Source organism: Maribacter sp. 2-571 (assembly GCF_050589625.1).
GTDB lineage: Bacteria > Bacteroidota > Bacteroidia > Flavobacteriales > Flavobacteriaceae > Pelagihabitans.
This window is the reverse complement of record NZ_JBNGOP010000002.1, coordinates 54,882-74,675: the sequence shown is the minus strand read 5'-3', so window position 1 is coordinate 74,675 and position 19,794 is coordinate 54,882. Positions and strand designations below refer to the sequence as shown.

The 19,794-nt window shown below is 36.7% G+C and carries 20 protein-coding genes; 11 read left to right on the top strand and 9 right to left on the bottom strand.

All coding sequences use genetic code 11. The annotated features are described in order from the left end of the window. Positions 1-6: 6 nt before the first annotated feature. Genes ACRD7P_RS01710 through ACRD7P_RS01675 form a run of 8 tightly spaced genes read right to left on the bottom strand, consistent with a single transcriptional unit; the run spans position 7 to position 6,814 of the window. Complete coding sequence (locus tag ACRD7P_RS01710; protein ID WP_430905745.1) at positions 7-834, bottom strand: DUF4138 domain-containing protein; 828 nt, start codon at positions 832-834, stop codon at positions 7-9. 31 nt (positions 835-865) lie between these two features. Next, positions 866-1,795, bottom strand: a complete 930-nt coding sequence (gene traM, locus ACRD7P_RS01705) for a conjugative transposon protein TraM (protein ID WP_430905743.1) — start codon at positions 1,793-1,795, stop codon at positions 866-868. After that, positions 1,776-2,399, bottom strand: a complete 624-nt coding sequence (locus ACRD7P_RS01700) for a conjugal transfer protein TraK (protein ID WP_430905742.1) — start codon at positions 2,397-2,399, stop codon at positions 1,776-1,778. The genes traM and ACRD7P_RS01700 overlap by 20 nt, the downstream gene beginning before the upstream one ends. Positions 2,400-2,410: 11 nt before the next feature. Then, complete coding sequence (locus ACRD7P_RS01695; RefSeq protein ID WP_430905741.1) at positions 2,411-3,253, bottom strand: hypothetical protein; 843 nt, start codon at positions 3,251-3,253, stop codon at positions 2,411-2,413. A gap of 2 nt (positions 3,254-3,255) precedes the next feature. Beyond that, positions 3,256-3,843, bottom strand: coding sequence for a conjugal transfer protein (locus ACRD7P_RS01690; RefSeq protein WP_430905740.1), 588 nt, complete (start codon positions 3,841-3,843; stop codon positions 3,256-3,258). 11 nt (positions 3,844-3,854) lie between these two features. Continuing rightward, positions 3,855-6,254 carry a TraG family conjugative transposon ATPase gene (locus tag ACRD7P_RS01685; protein ID WP_430905739.1) on the bottom strand — a complete coding sequence of 800 codons (2,400 nt, stop codon included), beginning with the start codon at positions 6,252-6,254 and terminating at the stop codon, positions 3,855-3,857. Continuing rightward, complete coding sequence (locus ACRD7P_RS01680; RefSeq protein WP_430905738.1) at positions 6,241-6,525, bottom strand: hypothetical protein; 285 nt, start codon at positions 6,523-6,525, stop codon at positions 6,241-6,243. The genes ACRD7P_RS01685 and ACRD7P_RS01680 overlap by 14 nt, the downstream gene beginning before the upstream one ends. 1 nt (position 6,526) lies before the next feature. Next, a complete protein-coding gene (locus ACRD7P_RS01675; protein WP_430905737.1) occupies positions 6,527-6,814 on the bottom strand; it encodes a hypothetical protein in 288 nt (95 codons plus the stop codon). 178 nt (positions 6,815-6,992) lie between these two features. Here ACRD7P_RS01675 and ACRD7P_RS01670 point away from each other — a divergent pair, with 178 nt between their 5' ends. The 11 genes from ACRD7P_RS01670 to ACRD7P_RS01620 all read left to right on the top strand — a co-directional run bounded on the left by ACRD7P_RS01670 (position 6,993) and on the right by ACRD7P_RS01620 (position 16,711). Continuing rightward, positions 6,993-7,628 (top strand): N-acetylmuramoyl-L-alanine amidase family protein, encoded by a 636-nt coding sequence (locus ACRD7P_RS01670; protein WP_430905736.1) that lies wholly within the window; start codon positions 6,993-6,995, stop codon positions 7,626-7,628. A 167-nt stretch (positions 7,629-7,795) separates the two neighbouring features. Continuing rightward, on the top strand, positions 7,796-8,386 hold the full coding sequence (locus ACRD7P_RS01665) for a tyrosine-type recombinase/integrase (protein WP_430905735.1): 591 nt from the start codon (positions 7,796-7,798) through the stop codon (positions 8,384-8,386). Positions 8,387-8,612: 226 nt separating this feature from the next. Continuing rightward, complete coding sequence (locus tag ACRD7P_RS01660; RefSeq protein ID WP_430905734.1) at positions 8,613-9,524, top strand: hypothetical protein; 912 nt, start codon at positions 8,613-8,615, stop codon at positions 9,522-9,524. 9 nt (positions 9,525-9,533) lie between these two features. After that, positions 9,534-10,094 carry a hypothetical protein gene (locus ACRD7P_RS01655; RefSeq protein WP_430905733.1) on the top strand — a complete coding sequence of 187 codons (561 nt, stop codon included), beginning with the start codon at positions 9,534-9,536 and terminating at the stop codon, positions 10,092-10,094. Then, a complete protein-coding gene (locus ACRD7P_RS01650; protein ID WP_430905732.1) occupies positions 10,094-11,383 on the top strand; it encodes a 7-cyano-7-deazaguanine synthase in 1,290 nt (429 codons plus the stop codon). The genes ACRD7P_RS01655 and ACRD7P_RS01650 overlap by 1 nt, the downstream gene beginning before the upstream one ends. Then, positions 11,383-11,985, top strand: coding sequence for a hypothetical protein (locus tag ACRD7P_RS01645; protein WP_430905731.1), 603 nt, complete (start codon positions 11,383-11,385; stop codon positions 11,983-11,985). Before ACRD7P_RS01650 ends, ACRD7P_RS01645 begins: the two co-directional genes overlap by 1 nt. 165 nt (positions 11,986-12,150) lie before the next feature. Next, complete coding sequence (locus ACRD7P_RS01640; RefSeq protein WP_430905730.1) at positions 12,151-13,176, top strand: SIR2 family protein; 1,026 nt, start codon at positions 12,151-12,153, stop codon at positions 13,174-13,176. A gap of 9 nt (positions 13,177-13,185) precedes the next feature. After that, positions 13,186-14,934, top strand: coding sequence for an ATP-binding protein (locus tag ACRD7P_RS01635; RefSeq protein WP_430905729.1), 1,749 nt, complete (start codon positions 13,186-13,188; stop codon positions 14,932-14,934). 81 nt (positions 14,935-15,015) lie between these two features. After that, positions 15,016-15,408, top strand: a complete 393-nt coding sequence (locus ACRD7P_RS01630) for a hypothetical protein (protein WP_430905728.1) — start codon at positions 15,016-15,018, stop codon at positions 15,406-15,408. 193 nt (positions 15,409-15,601) lie between these two features. Beyond that, a complete protein-coding gene (locus tag ACRD7P_RS01625; RefSeq protein ID WP_430905727.1) occupies positions 15,602-15,838 on the top strand; it encodes a hypothetical protein in 237 nt (78 codons plus the stop codon). Positions 15,839-15,982: 144 nt separating this feature from the next. Next, entirely contained in the window at positions 15,983-16,711 is a 729-nt protein-coding gene (locus ACRD7P_RS01620; RefSeq protein WP_430905726.1) for an SOS response-associated peptidase, read from the top strand. A 30-nt stretch (positions 16,712-16,741) separates the two neighbouring features. Here ACRD7P_RS01620 and dnaE read toward each other — a convergent pair whose 3' ends face one another. Further along, entirely contained in the window at positions 16,742-19,792 is a 3,051-nt protein-coding gene (gene dnaE / locus ACRD7P_RS01615; protein ID WP_430905944.1) for a DNA polymerase III subunit alpha, read from the bottom strand. Positions 19,793-19,794 lie beyond the last annotated feature (2 nt).

The following is a 19,794-nucleotide window of genomic DNA, read 5'->3' as shown; positions in this document are numbered from 1 at the left end:
AGCAGTTTATTTAGGGTTATTAATATATCGATGTGACACCTTAAGTTTCAGATTACGCTCTCCATTTGCTTCGTTGAGTTCTAAAACCGCTCTGCGGTCATTACTCAATGAAAATTTAGGCAGTACGTAAACCATTCTCACGGTTTCATTTTCTGCTATTCTGGTTGGTCGGTTGTGTATGAACAGCGGCTTTTGATAGATACGCTGTAGTGATTTCTTTTTCCCTTTTTGTCTGGTTTGAACAGAAAGTTCCAAGAAATTCAAATCGTAGTCCAAAGTAGAGGTATTCTTTATTTGGATAACGAAGTACAATTCTTCTGCGTCAAAAACAATATGCTCAATGCTCAGTACAATACCTTGATAACGCTCTCGAAGGTTTATTGAATTCAACTTTCGATTTACCAAGTATTTACAGGCGCGTAAATAATAGTCTGATTTATCAATGCTCTTTTCTTCTTTGCCAGCAATTGGCAATTCTGCAACTGATTTCTCATTGCCAATACTACTAGCGCTAGGTACAAAATAATTGAGTTTTGAGAGCTGTTCTTTATACCTTACAATATACGAAAAAATAGCCCCATTTCTATTGATTACTAGTAGATTACTTTCTTTTCCTGGCTTCGCTTGGAGAAGTCCAAAGTATTGTTCTTTATCACGATTATAGGTGAATACGAAATTGTCGGAGCCAGTAATACCTTGTCGTATTGGTTCCGGAAAAAATAGGGCAACGTTCTTTTGGTCATTGGCATAAATAGTATCGAGAATTATCCCTTCTTGCGCATTCATGAAGATGAAAGCACAGGTAAATAGTGAGGTAAGCAGATATCGTTTCATGAGAGTGTATTTTTAAATGTCCGTTAAGAGTTTATAACTTCGGTTTTAGAATTAGTTTGTAATTGTTGAGTACCGTTGCCTTGGTATTCCGATTGTTGCGACGAAAAATTCTAGTAATACCGCTTACTTGTGGAACACTTGGGATATTAATATCCCCCAGGATATCATCCATCACTTCAGTAGCCGCTTCCTCCCTGAAACTATTCTCCACATAGATACCTTCACTACCGTCTGAAAGGTCGAAGGCCTTTAGCTTCGTTGGATGATGATTGATGTTCTCAATTTCAATTAAAGCCCTGTTGGGATGAAAGCTGATAAATCCGTAGACCAAGGTATTTTTAGGTATTAATTTGTTGTTCACCCTTGAAGTTTTTGTCAAACGCATCCGCAAACGTGTATTTGTTTTTACGATTTGATTACCATCGACCACTACTTCAATTTCGGAGTCAGTACCTCCCAATATTGATGACGCATTGACCAAGGGAGACGAAGCAAAAAAGAGTTGATGTTCCAAACCAAGTTCTTTTGCGTGGATTTGCATTTCACGCTTGATGTCTCCTGAATCTACCTCTTGTACTACTTTCGGAATCGATTTTTTACGACCTATGTTTTCATACGTCCTATCGGAATAGTTGATACGACTAGCATTATAGATACTATCTACAATACGCTGCTTGTTCTTTTCACCCATTTCGGGGTCATAGAAACCAAGGGAGTCCATTAGTTTTTCATCATAGATGCTTGGTGCATTGGTTTCGCGGACTTTTTTCAAATCGTTAATGGCATCCAGTTTGGAATCATACTCTTTTTGTTCCTGTTCCAACTCTGGTACTAGGGTTTGCTTCAGATTTTCGTTTTCACTTTCATCATCTCCCATAAGTATAATGGAATAGGAGATTAGGAATATGAGTATCACGGCCAATACAGAGCCGAAGACTATTTTATTTTTTTGAATCTTCATTATTTATCTTTTTAAGGGAGTTTTCAAAGTATTCTGTGATTAGTAATCCGTGCGGATTATTCGGGAAGTTTCGGTTTACCGCAATCAGGTTTCCAGTAGAAACAAGTTCATAGGTATCTAGTATGGATCCTCGATTGATTTCAAAAACGGTAACCGTTCTAAAGCTATAGGCACCGTTATTTTCGTCGATTTTCGATTCGATGCTTAGTACTTTTTGCACTAAGGAATATTGTAATAACCGATTGTAAACCCCATCCGATTTCTTTTGACGATACAAATTGTCAATAGAACTGTTTCCGAGCCACAAGGCCTTTTCTAAATTCTTCTCGTAGTTGCTCGCATCGATGTTATAGAAGTAGTTGTGGAAGAGCTCTAAATGCGCTAAGGCTTCCACACCGAAGTTTTCTTTCTGTGCTACTAACTTGATCGGAATGACAGAACCATCTGTATTTATGGCAAATGCACTATTCATCGCCTTGGAATTGATGTTGTACACCATCCAAATGGAAAATAGGCTTGAAGCGGTAGCGAAAATGACTGTGGACAACACGATGAGTCTATTGATTTGTAGAACGGCGTAGATGTCTTTGTATGGTGTTTTCATTGCTTACTTATTTAATGTGTGAATAATCGTAATGTGAAGGAAGTCGCTCGGCGGTATAGTTTGAATTTGAGGAATACGATAAACCCAACGGAACCCAATTGAACTACTGGAGCAAAAAAGCCTTGACCAAATTCTGTCCCGAAAAGATTCGTCCAGAAGTTGGTATTGATTTCGGTGTAAATGGCATTGACGAATACGTTGACCAAAAAGAACGCTGGAACGAGCATATAAACAGCAGCGTACAATTTGAAAAAGGTATAGGCCATTGTTCTGAATTTCTCAAAAACAGCTAGACTGATTATCAAAGGAAAGAACGCTTGCATTATCCCCAGAAGGAAATAACGTTCCGCCAGAAATAAGGGGTAGATAAACAGGTCAAGAATCCATAGGAATGTACTGACTATAAATGCAAAGATTTTGAATCCGTATAATGGCGTTACCAAAGCTTCATAAAGTAAGGTCATGGCCATACTTGCCGCATCTAAAAGACTGACTTCTTCTTCAAGCGGTAAATCTTGTAACTGCAAAGGAAGTAGGGCAGGAGCGGTACCACGATACTGGCCTTCAATGGCTACTAGAATACCATCAAAAAACTCAAGTACCTGAGTTGAAAAGATGACAAGAAGAACGACCGCAAAATTTTTGACCAATTCACCCGGACTCAGCCCCCAAGTATAGCCCTCCTTATCTGCAACTCCTTCATTATACTTTTTTAGGATATTGATAAGAAAGAATAAAACGGCAAGCGTTTTCATTCCTGCAATCGTATACTGTGAGAAATTGCTGTTTTGGATAGTTTGGAAAACAGCGTCAATGTATTCCAACCCAATTCCTAGAAAAATGACTGCATTCATCTTTAGTAATTTGTTTCTCGATTGTTCACCTTGTCCTGCATTTTTCTAAAAGAAATAATGTCTCGGTAGCGTTTCGTTTTGATGGTGACATTCGAAACCATTTCTTTTGATTCCGTTTCTTTCTGCTTTAGAATCTCCGCACGGTCGGCATCGCTCATTTTCATAAAATCGCTAGAGAGCACCTGGTCTATAAAATCCATAGTGTCCAATGAGTTTTCAACCACGGCACTAAAGGACTCGGATACGCGTGCGACTTCCTCAGGTTTTATATAGGGCGAATTCAGAATGTCTTGCAAATCATTCTGCATCACATTAACAAGCCTTTGATTGTTCTTGCCGATTTCCTTAACGGCCTTTAATTGCTTCAAAACATCGTTTACCTTCTCAAGATTCTCCTTTTGTTGCTTGAGAAACTTGACCGTTTTGATGATGTTCGCTGTCTGCTTGCCCGATTCTACCAGCTGCTTTATCAAACTGATAAAATTGACATTATCATAAGTCGGCATCCCTTGGGCGGTGGCACCGCCAGGCAGTAAAAGCGCTATTGTAAATACTAGTATTGCTGTAATTGTTCTGATTCTATTTTTCATGATGTTTTGATTTAAGTGTTAATAAATTCTTTTATGGCCAATTCCATATTATTGGTCTTTTTATAAATGGCCATTATGGCCTCGTTTTCTTGTCCATCAGTTAAGTAGGCTGCATACACTTCCTTGGGCACTTCTAGGCGGAAGATGTTACTTTCCTTACCTATCTTGATGAACATTTCGGTGTACTTGCGCGGTCCGGTAAGGTTGTTTTTGATGGATTTTAATTGATTCAAATCATGGCTAGAAAGGTTCAATCGCTTCTGCAGCTCGTCATATCCCTTTTCATTATTCAGGCTGTACACCACTTGGGTATTTTCGAGAATGCTTGCCGATGTAGAATTATTGGGTAGTTGATTGATGGATTGGAGAATGATACCAATAGCACCATTTTGTTTTCGAATCGCTTGGTAATAGAATTCGACACTTTCCAGTACGTTGTCGAACTTCAATTGTTTGGCAAATTCATCAAATAGGATAATGCCTTTTTCAGCTCTATTTTTCCAGATGGTTCTTTGGATGGCTGATTTAATTAGCTTCAACATCACAGATAGGATTTCTTTATTATCCTTTACTTCATCCAGTTCAAAAACTATCAATCGTTTGTCCTCAATTTTATAAGTCTGGTCTTCGCTTACTTCAAAGAGGAAGCTATATAGACCATCGCCAACATACTCCGACATTACGTGCAAAAAGCTTGTAACATTGAAGTAGTCAGGATGGATTTTAAGTTGACTTAATAGGTCTTTTTGATTTGTCTCGATGAATCTGTAGAAGCCATCCAAAGAATGATTGTCTGAAGTACTATCGAAATAAAACCGCAGTATCTTTTTGATAGATACGGACTGTGCTTTGGTCACTTTGATATCCGAAGCGAACAATTCAAAAAGGAACACAGATAAGTCCTCCAATCGCTCGGGAGTCAAATCAATGGCATCACTAATATAAAATGGATTGATGCCTAAGTTCTTTCCACTCTCATAGCGTAAGACAGTGTATTTTTCAGGATACAGTTTCGCGAATTTGGTATAGGAACCTCCTAAGTCAATAATGACCAGACGAACGCCACTTTCAAAATATTGACGTAGAATGTTATTGGCTAAAAAGGATTTACCCTCACCCGTTGGCGAAAAAATGGCAAAGTTTCTCGCCTTGATGCGTTTCTTTTTTTCATCCCATACGTCCTTTAAAACAGGAATGTTATGCTCCCTATCGTTAAAGATGATGCCAGTTGGGTCAGATTTGTAATTGCTGTTATTGATAAGCAAACACAAGGCGTGTTTTAAATCAGTTACATACAAATCTTCATTCGAAAAATTGGAAGAGAAGCAGCAGTAACTATTCAAGATATAGTTTTTGCGTTCCTCGCCTCTAGGATAATACGGTATGATATCTATCTCTTTGAACTCCGTCTTTATCTTGGAAGCTATTTTTTCTAGTTCGCAAGCTTCCTTAGACCAATAAACAATGTTTAAGTGCCCGCGTACCACACGGGCTTGGTCATCTGCATTTATCTGGTCTAAAATGTGTTGAATCTTAGTTAAGATGACTTTGTTCTGAGAACCGAAATTGGAACTTTTATTAAGCTCTTCAACTTTCTTGTCAAGCTGTTTGCGCCATTTCTGTTTGTCATCTAGGTAGATGATTTGATTAACAATGTGGTTTTCATTGAGCGTAAGCCCTAGACCATCTACGAAGCCTTGATGAAAAACAAAATCATCTGAAGTAAATCGTTCATTGGTTTTACTTGTTTGCACACTTTCGCCAAAGCACAGTTCGCTATTAACTGCGAGAGCATCGAAGTAATTTTCACCAATGTTGGTGTTTGATTTGTCAAGCAGAATATCCGTGTCGAAACCTGTATTAAAGCCGTTGAAATAGTTGTGGGTCAGGGCATGTATTTCTTTCGCTTCAAGCGGAACAAATTCTATTTTACGACTATTGTTTATAAAGGAAACAGAGTCACTTACCGCACCAATAAAACTGTTCAAGGTCTCATCAAATTCCCTCAAAATACCTTTACCAACTTTTCGAAAAGGGTTCGTAAACTTTTTGTTATTAAGCGCATTGTTTTTCGTCAATATGAAGAATAGGTAACTGCGATGTTCCATGAACTCACGACCCTTAAAATGCTTATGGGTGGCCTGTTCAAGAAAGGTCTTATTCGGAAGCTGCTCGGCGGAGTACTCTTGTTTTAGATACACATCTTGTTTGTGAACCACGCACCCCGTAGGTAATGATTTGAGGGCTTGAAACCATGCGCCGTGCATATCCTCAAAGTCCTTCTCAGACAAGGAATAGATTTCTGGAAGCGTACCCTTAAAACACAAAACTACGTTACCATTATTGGCAAAGACAACATTTTCGTTGATGTCCACAATGGGATAATAAGATGCTAGATTAATCTTCTTCATAATAGATGGCTGACGATTTTTTGTTACTGATGCTATTGGGGAATACCTTGGAAAATTGAAGCAATTGCGGACTATTGGCAAACTTGGTTAATCCGATATAGAGCGTACCATTGAATACGAGCACTCCAAGGATAATCACAAAACCAAAGGAGAAAATGATGACTAACAAGGATGCGATGATGGATATCATCATTAGTGCGAATAGCGATATGGGCAGTCCGAATATGACTGCCCGTTTTCGTATGTTTTTATAAACCTCGAATCGCTTCATGTTAAACGACTATTGAGATGAGGTAGGTAAAGATGCCCACTACGGCACCAGCGATAAGTACGAAGACCAATACGCGAGTGATGCCTTTTTTGAGGTCGGCATTCTCCCCAAAAAAGTGTCCGGCATTAAATAGGAAACCGACTAAGAAGATGACTCCCAATAGAATGGGAAAGATGGCCCGAATCGTATCCCCAACATCATTGACGGAATCTTCGATGCCTCCAATTTGGGCAAAGGCGGGAGCTGTGACAAATAGCAGCGCGGTAAGCGCAAGAATAGATTTTTTCATAACTGTTCGTTTTAGTGCCTGATTAGGGCGATTGATGAATAAACTTTATGAAATCTATTGCCGTTGGGCTGTTTTGCCTGAAATGCTCTAAAATTTAACGCGGAAGGCTGTTAAATTTTGGAAGATTCTTATGGAAAGGAAGTATTCGTTGCATTTTGTGCAATCAAGAAGTAATGATATGGACATTTTAAACTATATGCTGACTGTGTTTATTTATTTGGCATTATTATCAATATCCTACGGTCAAATACCTGCTAAACAAATTATCGTAATTGACCCTGGGCACGGAGGAAGTGACACCGGAGCAATCGGCGTAAATGGTGTGGCTGAAAAGGATATCGTTTTAAGTATTGCTAGAAAGTTGGACAGCCTAAACACAAAGCTTTACCATAATCAATTTGATATTTACTTGACTCGATATACCGATACGCTAATTTCTTTACGAAATAGAACTTGGCTCGCCAAAGGGTTGAAGGCTGATGTCTTTATTTCATTGCATTGCAATCAAGCAGTAAACAAGAGCGCTAAAGGAATAGAGGTATATGTAGAGGAAAAGCAAAAGCTTTATTTTGAGGCTTCGGTTAGGTTTGCAAGTTCTATACAGAATGAACTAAATGATATGCTTGGTTTTAAGAGCAGGGGCGCAAAATTTGCCAACTTTCAGGTACTGCGTGAAACTACTGATTTCTGCCCTGCAGTTTTATTGGAGTTGGGCTTTTTATCTTCTGTTGATGAAGCCCAACATTTGACTCAGGAAGAAAAACATAATGGTATCGCTATTGCGATACTGGAATCGGTTGTTAAAACTAGATAGACATGGGAGAGTTATATTTGGAGGTTGTTCGGTGTTTGAGGGAGGTAATAATTGAGATGATTAGAATTCTTGTTAGTAGAATTTGACTCTTTACAAAAAGCGGATTTTGTAAAGAGTGATACCTTTTTTGATTATAGTTTAGGGAGTTTAACCATAATCCTAATACTATGACCAAAAGGCGTAATGTAAAGAGTTCTCAAAAAGAGACCACAAATTACCATGAGAAGGGTAAGAACTACTTGAGCGATTTCGAAATCAAAACTTTTCTAGAAGTTTCAAAAAGGACGAGATATCCAAAGCGAAATTACCTTTTACTGTTGATGATGTACCGGCATGGTCTTCGAGTTAGTGAAGCAGTCGCACTGAAGAAATCAGATGTCAATTTAAAAGATTCTAGAGTATGGATGAACAGATTGAAAGGTCGATTGTCTACTGAGCACCCAATTTGGGGAGATGAGCTTAGAGCGATTAAACGATATCTAAATTCTCGAATAGATAATTTACCGTGGTTATTTGTAAGTGAAAGAGGATTGCCGATGACCCGTCAAGCAGTATCTTTTATTGTGAGTGCAGTAGGAGTAAATGCAAAAATTGATAATGTACATCCACATACCCTTCGTCATTCTTGTGGCTTTTATTTAGCTAATTTGGGTTATGATCTTCGCTTGATTCAGGATTATCTTGGGCATCGTGACCCAAAACATACTGCTCAATATACTAGGGTTGCCAGTAAGCGATTTGAAATATTATGGAAGTAAAAGGAAACTCAGTTTAGATCCAATGTAAACTTTATAATCTGACATTTGGCAGGATAAAGTGCAATTCCCAGGGAATAGTATTTTACTACATGTTTTTAATTTCATAACGGGTTTCCGTAATTGATTACTTGTTAATATTTCATATATTTAAATGCCCTTTATTTATCTGAACTATAATTCTACAATCGCTAGCCGACGACCAATATTAATTTAGTCCTATTCATATTTGTTAACTATCGATACTACAAGAGATTTAATAACCACATTGGTGGTTAATGGTTACCATCTCCTTAGTTATAGTCGAATAAGCACATCATATAACATTCTTGTCCTTTATAAGTATGACAGTTTTGGGGCAGAAATAAGGTACTCTATTCTTTTAACAGATAAAATACCCTCAAATGGAATTTTAGGCACTTTAACTAAAATAAAGAATAGAACTAATTCTAAAGAATTTGCAATTTCCCAAATGAATTTGGAATTAGATTTTGACTCATATACCTATGAAGAATTTTACAAAAAAATAGGAGGTGTAGTTAATACAGGACTGGTTAGAAGTCCGGTATTATCAGGCTTAATGAATAACCTTGGTTTAAACCTATTATCTGAAGGGCTCGAAGGTGCGCCAAATGATTTATTAGAAATTTATTCCAAAGAATGTCTACAATATTTGTTTAAATCCCCTGCAAGAAGATATGGTAAGGACAGGTCATTTGAAAGATTACCTGACGGTGTGCTTTTAGTGAAAAATATAAGTGCTTTTCTTTTTGACTCAAAAGCTTACAGTAATGGTTTTGAATTTACCAGCGATGATATAAACCGATTTGAAAAATATATTGAAGATTTTAGCGAAAAATATAGTCATTTGTTTGCGGTAAAGAGCTTTATAGTTATCTCAGGAAGATTTAATGATTCAGATGAAGCTATTCTAAATAGGTCTACCGATTTGTTGTCCAGAGCTCAAGTACCCATAGCCTGTATTCAAGCAAAAACACTTGCTGAGATGGTCGCAGAAATAATGAAGAAACCAGAATTTCAACAATCAATAGATTGGAATCAAATTTTCGTGAAGCCTGTGGTGAAACTTTCAAATTTGACTAGTCAAATTAAAAAAATTGAAAAAGATAAAATAATTTAAAAACCAATCATGGGAACATCGATTAGTCAGCCTTCTCCGGACAATACTAACTGGAAGCCAGTAAAAATTGGATATAAAAACAAAGCTGTGCCTGTACGTAGGGTAATTGAAGAAATTTGGAGAGCATCAGAAAATCAGGAAAAGCCTCTTTCGACAGAGATAAACTCAGATATAATTTTTAAATGCCATCAGCTAATTGCTAATTCTGATAATGCAGATGATGCAATTAAAAATTTCACGAAAGAAATTATAAAGACAAAGAAAAACTCCATGGTTGCAGAATTTGCTAAAAGAGCAATACCATCTGCATACTTGTCGGAAAATGCAACTAAACAATGGCGAAGTTCTTTTTTTTCTGAATTAACAGATTATATAGTTAGTAGAGATACTTCAGGGTTTGTTGGCAAGGATTACAGAAATCAATCAATCTCGGATTTAAATTCGTTTAAATCTGAAATCAGGTCTTCAACTAGTAAAATTATTGACGGTATTAAAATTGAGCCTAAAACCTTATCCCAATGGCACACATTTGTTAAAAAAGCAATTGGTGATTCAAAATCTTATCAATAATGAAAATAGAAGTTAAGGATAAGAATTCTTCAACAACATTGGAGCTAACATCAGGTAAAAACCTTTATAATGGCCTAAATGCTTTTAAAGGTCATTTTAAAGACGCTACATCATTAGAAGTAGATTTACTTAATGTTTCGTCGGGAATATTTGCGGCTGATTTAGCAGTAAAACGAAGCGAACTAGAAGATTATATTAGAACAATTGAACTCAATATCGAAGTAGTCAATATTCACGCATTTGAAAGAATAAAAGATCTATTGGAAGAAGCTTTGTTTGTTTTAAGTAGCGATAATTGGACATTAAAATTTATTCAGATAGCTGGAAAACCTGAAGAAAGTAAAGCTTGGGAAAGTAAGAAAGGAACTGTTTTATTGTTTTCCGGCGGATTAGATTCTTTAAGTGGTGTCGTTCATTTTAAGAAACAAAATTCTGAAATTGCATTGGTAAGCCATATAAATCAAAATAGGGCGGTGAAGCAATCTCAAGAAGGGGTCTTGAAACTATTAAACGATTTTTATGGAACTAATTTAAATTATTACCCTTTTCGAGTTTTTGGGAGAAACCAATCAGGCTTTCCCTTTCCTTCCGATTCAAATAGGGAAAATACTCAAAGAACTAGGTCATTTTTATTCCTCACTCTAGCGGCGCTTACTGCAAGAAAATTAGGATTTCGTGAAATAATCAGCATAGCCGAAAATGGTCAATTCGCTATTCATTTGCCATTAAACCCGGCAAGAGTTGGACCATTCTCAACCCACACGGCAAATCCCAAATTCGTATGGTTAGCTAGAGATATATTTCAAAGATTGCTTTCCATGGATAATCTTAAAATTGAAAATCCCTTCTTATATAAAACAAAAGCCGAAGTTGTATCCATTTTGGATGCTAAAATTGCCCAAAATGCCAATAAATCTATAAGCTGTTGGAAAGCGTCCAGAGTATCGGATAAAAATCATTGCGGTGAGTGTATACCATGTATATCCCGAAGAATTTCTCTTGAATTTAATAATGTGTATTTGGATGAGTATAGTAGAGATTTGTTAACAGAAAGAATTTCTAAATTACCTTTTGATGATAACGGCAAAAGAAATCTCGTAGACTTTCTTGAATTTATTTCAAAATTTAAAGGATACAAAGACAAAGATTTAAATAGTTTACTAATCCAATTTCCTGAGCTATACAATGAAGCAATCGATAAAAAAGAGGCAGTTAGAATGTACGGTCGTTTAGCAACACAATCATATAGTGTATTTGATAAATATCCTGAGGTTAAAAAAATAATATAATGAGGTTCTCACATAGTAGATTAGAAGAGGCGCGTCAAAACCCAAAAAAGTTTAAGAAGTCTTTAGAAGGCGAATCTGGTTTCAGAGGTAGACCAGGCAGGTACAGGTATTGGCAATATGCAACTAGAAAATACCATTCCGAAGGTATGGAAGCAGCTGAAAAACATCTTATGACCCTGTTCAGTAAATTTACCCAAAATAGAAAAAGCGATAGACTTCTAGAGGAATTTATTTCATATCTGCACACATATGCAAATGATTATGAAGAACTTGGGAATGAGGTATTTAAAATGGGGGATAATTTAAAACTTGAAATCAATTATAATAATATAATAGGAGGAGAAATTCATAGGCTAGATTTTCGCATTAAAGGAGGGAATGAGGTCTACTTGATGATTAAGGAAGATTTTATTTGGGAAAATGAGTTAAGATTTCCTTTAATACAACAGTTTTATGCTGGGCAATTAGGTTGCCAGTATTCCGAAGTCGGCGTAGGTGTTTATTGTTTTGAATTAGGGGAACACGTGATTCATAAGTACAGTGAAGATGAAATAGAAAAGGCTTTGGTAGAAGTTGATGGTATTTCGAATTTTTTGAAATAAGCCCAAACTATTTTTGTACATGCTCGTTGTCAGCGTCCAAAAGGGATGTTTTTTGTAGGAAATATTTGAAAAAGAAAAAAGGGTATAAGGATTTAAGAAATATATGTTCATTAAACATACGATGTACTTCATGAAAATGATATAAGAACACTCAAAAAATAATTAATGGATAAGGAAGCATTATTTAAACAACTCCAAACTTGGACTAATAATATCCCACTACTAATTCTTGGTAGTGGAGCCTCTGTTCCTTTTAAACTGCCTTCAATGTGGGCTTTAGGAGAACATATAAAAAACTCTATTTCTTTTACCGATTCTAAAGACCAAGCGCAATTCAATGAATTTATTGAAATATTTGATAAAACAGGTGATTTGGAATCAACTCTTACGAAACTTCAATTAAGATCTAAGGTTCTTGCTAAAATAGTAGATGAAACTTGGAGATTAGTTAGCAAAGCAGACTTAGAAGCTTACGAACATTTTATAAAAAAAGATATTGATTTTCCTTTAGCAAAGCTTGTTCAGTATTTTTTGAACACAGCAGGTAAAAAGCTTTCAATTGTTACAACAAATTATGACCGATTAGCTGAATACGCCTCAAGTATTTCTAAAGCTGTTATTTGTAATGGATATTCTCAAAATCATATTGGACATTTTTCAAACAGGATACAATCAAACAATTTAGCTTCATTGAATGGCTATAACGGACAAGTGAACATTTGGAAAGTTCACGGATCACTAGATTGGTTTAAGTCTTCTGAAGACGAGAACATTCAGCTTCCAACTAGAAAAAACATTCCACTAGATTTCAGACCATTAATAGTAACTCCTGGTATCAGTAAATTTTATGAAACGAATTTTGAACCATATAGAACAATTTTTTCTCAAGCGGATAATGAGATAGATTCTGCCAATGGGTATTTATGTATAGGATATGGATTTAATGATGAACATGTTCAGCCTAAGCTAATAACACAAATAAAAAATAATAAGCCAATTATTGTAATAACTAAAGAACTTACACCAAAGACGAAGCAATCAATCATCGATAATCAATGTCAAAATTATATACTTATCGAAGAGGCAAATTCAAAAGACAGCAGAATTATTTCTTCCAAATTCGGAGATGTAACAATTGAAGATACTAGTTATTGGGAATTGGGTGAGTACTTAAAACTAATAATCGCGTAAAACAAGATTATGGCAATATTTTCATTTGAAGAATCAAAAACAATCGGTACTGTTTTTAGTGTTGATACTGCAACTATCATTGTAAAAGTCGATGAGTTAGACAAACTCCGCAAACTTCAGGTAAACCATTTAATAGCTGTCAAAAGTTCAAAAGCAGGACAGCATTTGATCGGAATTATAAATCGAATTACAAGAAAAGTCTCGGGCGAAGAAAACTATGTTTCCGAAGATTTAGGGATGTCAAATTTCTTGCTAACGGAGAACATTTTAAAAGTAAACTTAATAGGTACCTTGATTGATATGCACGGAGAAAAGGAAAACGTGTTTAAACGAACCTTAGATACGGTTCCGGAGATTGAAGCTAATTGTTTTCCTATAGACGGTGAAAACATTACCAAGTTTATGCGAACAATTTCTTCAGAAGAAAACTATGACGTACCCCTTTCTTTAGGAAAGTATTCTATTGATGAAAATGCCGAAGCATTTTTAGATGGAGATAAGTTTTTTCAAAGGCATGCAGTAATAGTAGGTAGTACAGGTTCAGGAAAGTCTTGGTGTGTAGCTAAGTTAGTTGAGCAGATTGCAAAACTTCCCATGGCCAATTCTATCCTTTTTGATATTCATGGAGAATATAGCGGAGAAAATTTTACAGCTGACGGTATTCAACATTTAAAGATTGCAAATCCCTCGGACTTAGGCAAAACTGGAAATCTTGAAAATAATGTGCTAATGCTACCTTATTGGCTTTTAACATATGAAGAAATGCTAGCAATGTTGTTAGATAGAAGCGATAGTAACGCTCCTAATCAAGCAATGATTTTTTCGAAAACAGTATTTGAAGAAAAAGAAAAGTACCTGGATAATATAGGTGATACGGAGCTCAAAGGAAATATCACAGTCGATAGTCCTATTCCATATAAAATCGTAAATGTCCTCAATGAAATAAAAGTACTAGATGCAGAAAGGGTGGCAGGAGCTAGTGCGGGAAGGGATAAAGCAGGTCCTTTTAATGGAAAACTAACTAGATTTATTCAAAGATTAGAAGCTAAAAGTCAAGACAAAAGACTTGGTTTTATGTTTCAGATTTCAGATGACGAACTCGAAATTAGTTGGATGAATAAATTCTGTAATTCATTGATGCAAGGTTCTAGTAATAACGATAAAAAAGCAGGTGTAAAAGTTATTGACTTTTCTGAAGTCCCGTCTGACGTTTTGCCTTTGGTAATCGGATTAGTTGCAAGAATAATTTTTACTGTCCAACAATGGACTGCAAAAGACAAACGACACCCCATTTGTTTATTATGTGATGAAGCCCATTTATATATTCCCGAAAGGACAAATCAGGATTCCGCCTCTGAATTAGGTTTAAAGAATTTTGAACGAATTGCGAAAGAAGGAAGAAAGTATGGAGTTAGTTTAACCGTAATAAGTCAGAGACCAGCAGAAGTAAATAGAACTGTGCTTAGCCAATGTAATAATTTCGTTTCATTAAGATTATCAAATGCCGAGGATCAAGCTGTAATAAAAAGACTTCTTCCTGATAATCTTTCAGGTTTGACTGACGTATTGCCGATTTTAGATATAGGAGAGGCTTTAATAGTTGGTGACTCTTCTCTTTTACCGACAAGAGTTCTAATAGATGAACCAACTATTAAACCGCACAGTGCAACTATAAAATTTTGGGAGGAATGGAGTAACGACAATGCTGAACAAGATATACATAGTGCGGTAGTTGGATTAAGAAAACAATCGAAATGAATCAGGAATATGACATACTCTCAAAGAAAACTTGGAGAAATAATCGAAAGTAGCTGCTCCGAATTAATAAAAAATCAACCTATGTTGTTTGACGAGGAGTCCGATGTAAATGAAAGGACTGTGTCAGGAGAACTTGCTGGAGTTATGCGAAAGCACCTTAAAGAATTTCATGTCAACTGTGAATATAATAGAATGACAGATGAATATGGAACTCAAATTCCCAAAAGAATTGGTCTAAATCCTAATCATTCTAATCCTTCCACAGTATATCCTGATATCATCGTCCATCGCCAAGAGGATGGTGAGCATAATCTACTTATTATTGAAATAAAAATGAGCTGGAAAAATTCCAAGAAGAAAGCTGATTTTGATAAATTAAATAGATATATGAATGAATTAGCCTATCAAACTGGATTGTATTTAGAGTTGGGTCCAGAGGGTATTATTGAAATGAAATGGTACAAAAATTCGTAAATGCACGAAAGCATCTCAAAGAGGTTTATAGTAATTAGCATCTTTCGTGATGCGCCATAACCAAATAAAGCATAGCATATTGCAATTTTAAATTAAAAGAATAAACTCTTTACAAATTGCACCTTTTGTAAAGAGTTTATTGATTAAAATAGGATTTTTACTACCTTCCTGAAAAGTTCAAATAAACGGCTAAATGGGTATCTACGACTTCAATATATTGATAGAAAATGATAGGTATGATAAGGTCTTTACAGAGGGGCAATTTATCGATACGGTTTCAGAAGGCGATATTAAATATGCACTTTATTCCTTATCTTACTTTTGGGTCGAAATCAAGTATGATTCACCAGGCAATAAAATTATTGGAATTTCAAGCTTTGTGGCAGGCGATACGTTGAACCGCTATAGTAATGTTCCAAAAAAAATCTAGTGCTCAAATGCATAAAAAGAAACTCCCCAGATGGGTCAGGATTATAAGGTACAATTTGAACTGTATTTGGTATCATGTTCTGATGCCTGTGGGAATGCCGGAAGATGATTTTTCTAAACAGATAAAGTCAAAATAAACGTTTATATGTGCTACTCAACTACACTTACCAAAAGTGAAACAGAAATCGAGAAAGAAACAAAAAGGGAGTTCCGTTACCCAATGGAATACAAGCCGTATTTCTTCCAATCTGCTTTTAACCATTCCAATTTGTATATCATTCCACAAAAGGAGCCGAAATTGATTCGCCCTGCCACGTGGGGCTTAGTGCCGAAGTGGGCAATGAAAGGCGATGTGAGTCAGTTTTTGAAGAAGAACTACACAAATAATGCTCGTTCAGAATCAATTTTTGAGAAGAAATCTTTTAAAGATTTTCCGATAACGAATAGATGTCTGATTCTGGCAAATGGATTTTTTGAACCGCACCACAAAGGAGGTAATGCCTATCCATATTTTTGTCATCATCAAGATGATAGTTTGTTTATGTTCGCAGGCATCTACAGCGAATTGGATAAGGAACTGCATAGCTGTACGATTATCACCGTTGAAGCGAACGAACAGTTTGCCGAAGTACACAATAAGAAAAAACGAATGCCTTTAGTTTTAGATTCCGAATTTACTGACGAATGGTTGCGAGATGATTTAAACGAGGCAAACATAACCGAACTAATGAAAGTTGGATTTACTACCAAGGCGTTTGAATGTTATCCTGTTACAAAAGAACTTTATAAACCAAAATTTACGGAGAAGAATACCCCTATCGCCATTACTAAAGTTGACTATCCCGAACTTAATGAGCAGGGTAGCTTATTCTAAACTAGTGTAAAATTATCCCACATATTGCATTTATGACATTCGTGAACGTGGCAGACCAATTTCATGCTCTTGTGGGTATGGCGCTCGATGGGTAGTACTTCTACCTTCTTTTAATCGTTCATGAACTTTATAATCCCGATCCGTGCCACTTTCATATCTGGGGTCAGGAACAAAGGGCATTTTTTCCATCTTGGATATCACTATCGTCGGGAAATGGAAATCTACTTCAACACGGCCTAGTAGTAGATAACAGCCACCTCCTTTGAATGGATATTTTTTTAGAGAGGTTGCAAAATGAGCCGTATCGAAATAATCGCCATCATTATCGATCCATGTTCCAAAATACATATTCCCATTTTTTGTAGGTACTTGTTTAGTAGATACTAAATAGGCAAGCATACGTACTGTTTTCTTGTAATTGTCAAGAAGCTGTTTGTTCATAATGTCGCCGCGATACTTTGTTTTTAAAAGTTCAAAGGGAGAAAGGGATACTGAAAAGCCGAGTATCTCAATTTCATCGAATGCATCTTCGATGCTATTACGCTCCATTACCGGAAATTTGTATTCTTGTATCGGCTCTTCTATGAGAAGGGTAGGTGACTTTGACACCTCCCCCGATTGCAACATTTTGGCAATGATGATAAGGTCGCTCTTGGGTTTTCCAGTAAACCGAAAAGCACCCACAAATATTAAAGTTTGTAAAGTTTCACCACCAATATGTGTTCTTGATAGAAAATTCTCCAAGGAAGTATAATCGCCATTCGCTCTTCTTTCTTCAACCAACTGCACAGCCAGTTTTTCATCCATGGATTTTATAAGACCGAAACCAAGATAGATATCCTCACCTTTCAAAATAGTCTCCTGTTCGCTATTGTTCACGCACGGAACAAGAACATTGCCCCCTGCACGCTTGGCTTCATGGACATAAATTTCCGTACGATAGAATCCACCTCCATTATTTATGGCACACACCATGAATTCAATTCCGTAATACGTTTTCAGGTAGAGACTCTGGTAACTCTCTACCGCGTAGGACGCGGAGTGGGCCTTGCAAAAAGAGTATCCGGCAAAGCTCTCTATCTGCCTGAAAACCTCTACGCTCAATTGTTCATTACGTCCTAGTCTTTTGCAGGATTCGAAGAACATATACTTCACTCTTTCTATTTCCTTTTTAGAACGTGATTTACCACTTATTGACCTTCTTAGTATATCGCCATAGGTAGGCTCAAGACCGCCGTAATGAAGTGCTATTTTGATGACATCCTCTTGATAAACCATAATGCCATAGGTGTCACCCAAAAACTCTTCGAACACTTCATGGAAGTATTCAAAACTGTTCGGGTTGTTGTGGCGAAAAATATACTCCTTCATCATACCACTTTTCGCTACTCCAGGTCGGATGATGCTCGAAGCTGCCACGAGGGTCTGATAGTCATTACACTTTAACCTTCTAAGTAGGCCACGCATGGCAGGGCTTTCGATATAAAAACAGCCCAGAGTGTTTCCGATTTGTAGGTTGGTATTACATTGGATATCGTTTTTAAATGTATTGACCTGTTCAATATCGATACTGATGCCTTTATTCCGTTTGACCAATTCTACCGTATCGGCAATCGTTCCCAATCCGCGTTGGCTAAGGATATCAAACTTCTCAAAACCGATATCTTCGGCAATGTGCATATCAAACTGAACGATTGGAAAACCTTTCGGCTTAATCTCCAAAGCTGAAAAATTAGTTATCGGTTCTTCGGATATAATCACACCGCAAGCATGCATACTTCTCTGATTCGGGAACCCTATAAGCATTGCACCAAGTTTTGCCACACGGTCAACCACAGAATCAGTTCCGCCAGATTGCAAGCCTTCTCTGGACAACTGGTCCAACTCCGCTTTTTGCAGACCATACACCTTGCCTAGTTCGCGCATTATGGAGCGATGTTTAAATTCCACGATTGTTCCGCAGAATGCTACATGACCAGGAGAGAATCTTTTAAAGATATAATCCAGAATTTCATCACGCTCTTGCCAAGACCAATCGATATCGAAATCTGGTGGACTCTTTCTATTTTGGTTCAGGAAGCGTTCAAAATATAAATCAAGTTCAATGGGGCAGATATCTGTAATGCCCAGGGCATAACTGACAATACTATTTGGACCACTACCACGCCCAACATGCATAAATCCTTTGCTCTGGCTATATCTGACAATATCCCAAGTAATTAGGAAGTATCCTGTAAAGTTGAGCTCACCGATAACTTTAAGCTCCTTTTTCATTCGAACTTGAGCGTCCTTATTTTTTGCACCATAACGCCTTATAATTCCATCTTTGGCTAGCTGACTCAACAATAGCATATCCCCAGACTTTGTACCCGTATACAGTTTTTTATTCCTTGGTACCGTAAAATCAAATTTAAACGTACAGCGTTTGGCCAATTTTTCAGCATTGCGAATAATACCGGAATATCTTGAAAATTGTTTTTCTAAGGCCTTTGAAGTGTCCATAACCTCAGAAGGATGACAATGTGCATGCTCCGTTAATTGTGATAATAAAATATTATGGTCGATGCATCGAAGCGTCTTGTGAAGCTCGAATTCGTCCTGATTACGAATCGTGACGGTTTGAAATGCAATGGTCTTTCTCAGTAATTTTTGATATATAGGTTTAATCAATTGTGTGGTTTGGTGACCGTTCACTCCAAGAAATTCGTTCTTTTCCAAACGCACAGGAGCATTGGACAAGGGATAGACTATGAAAGCATTCTTAAACTTTGGTGCTAAGTTTGGCAGCAGTATTTTGCTAAGATTATATTCCGTCAAAAATTTACATAGCTCACCAATACCTTTCGTGTTTTTTGCAAGTCCGGTATATAGCTTTTCATCATCATTTCGAAATTCAATACCTACAATGGGCTTGATATTTTTTGTAGCGCACATTCGAATGAAATCGTAAATGCCTGTCACCGTATTGATATCGGTAAGACCCAAGGTGGTTACACCCAACTGCGAGGCCAATTCCACAAGTTCGTCCAATGGTATTGTTCCGTACCTAAGACTATGGTATGAATGGCAGTTGAGGAACATCT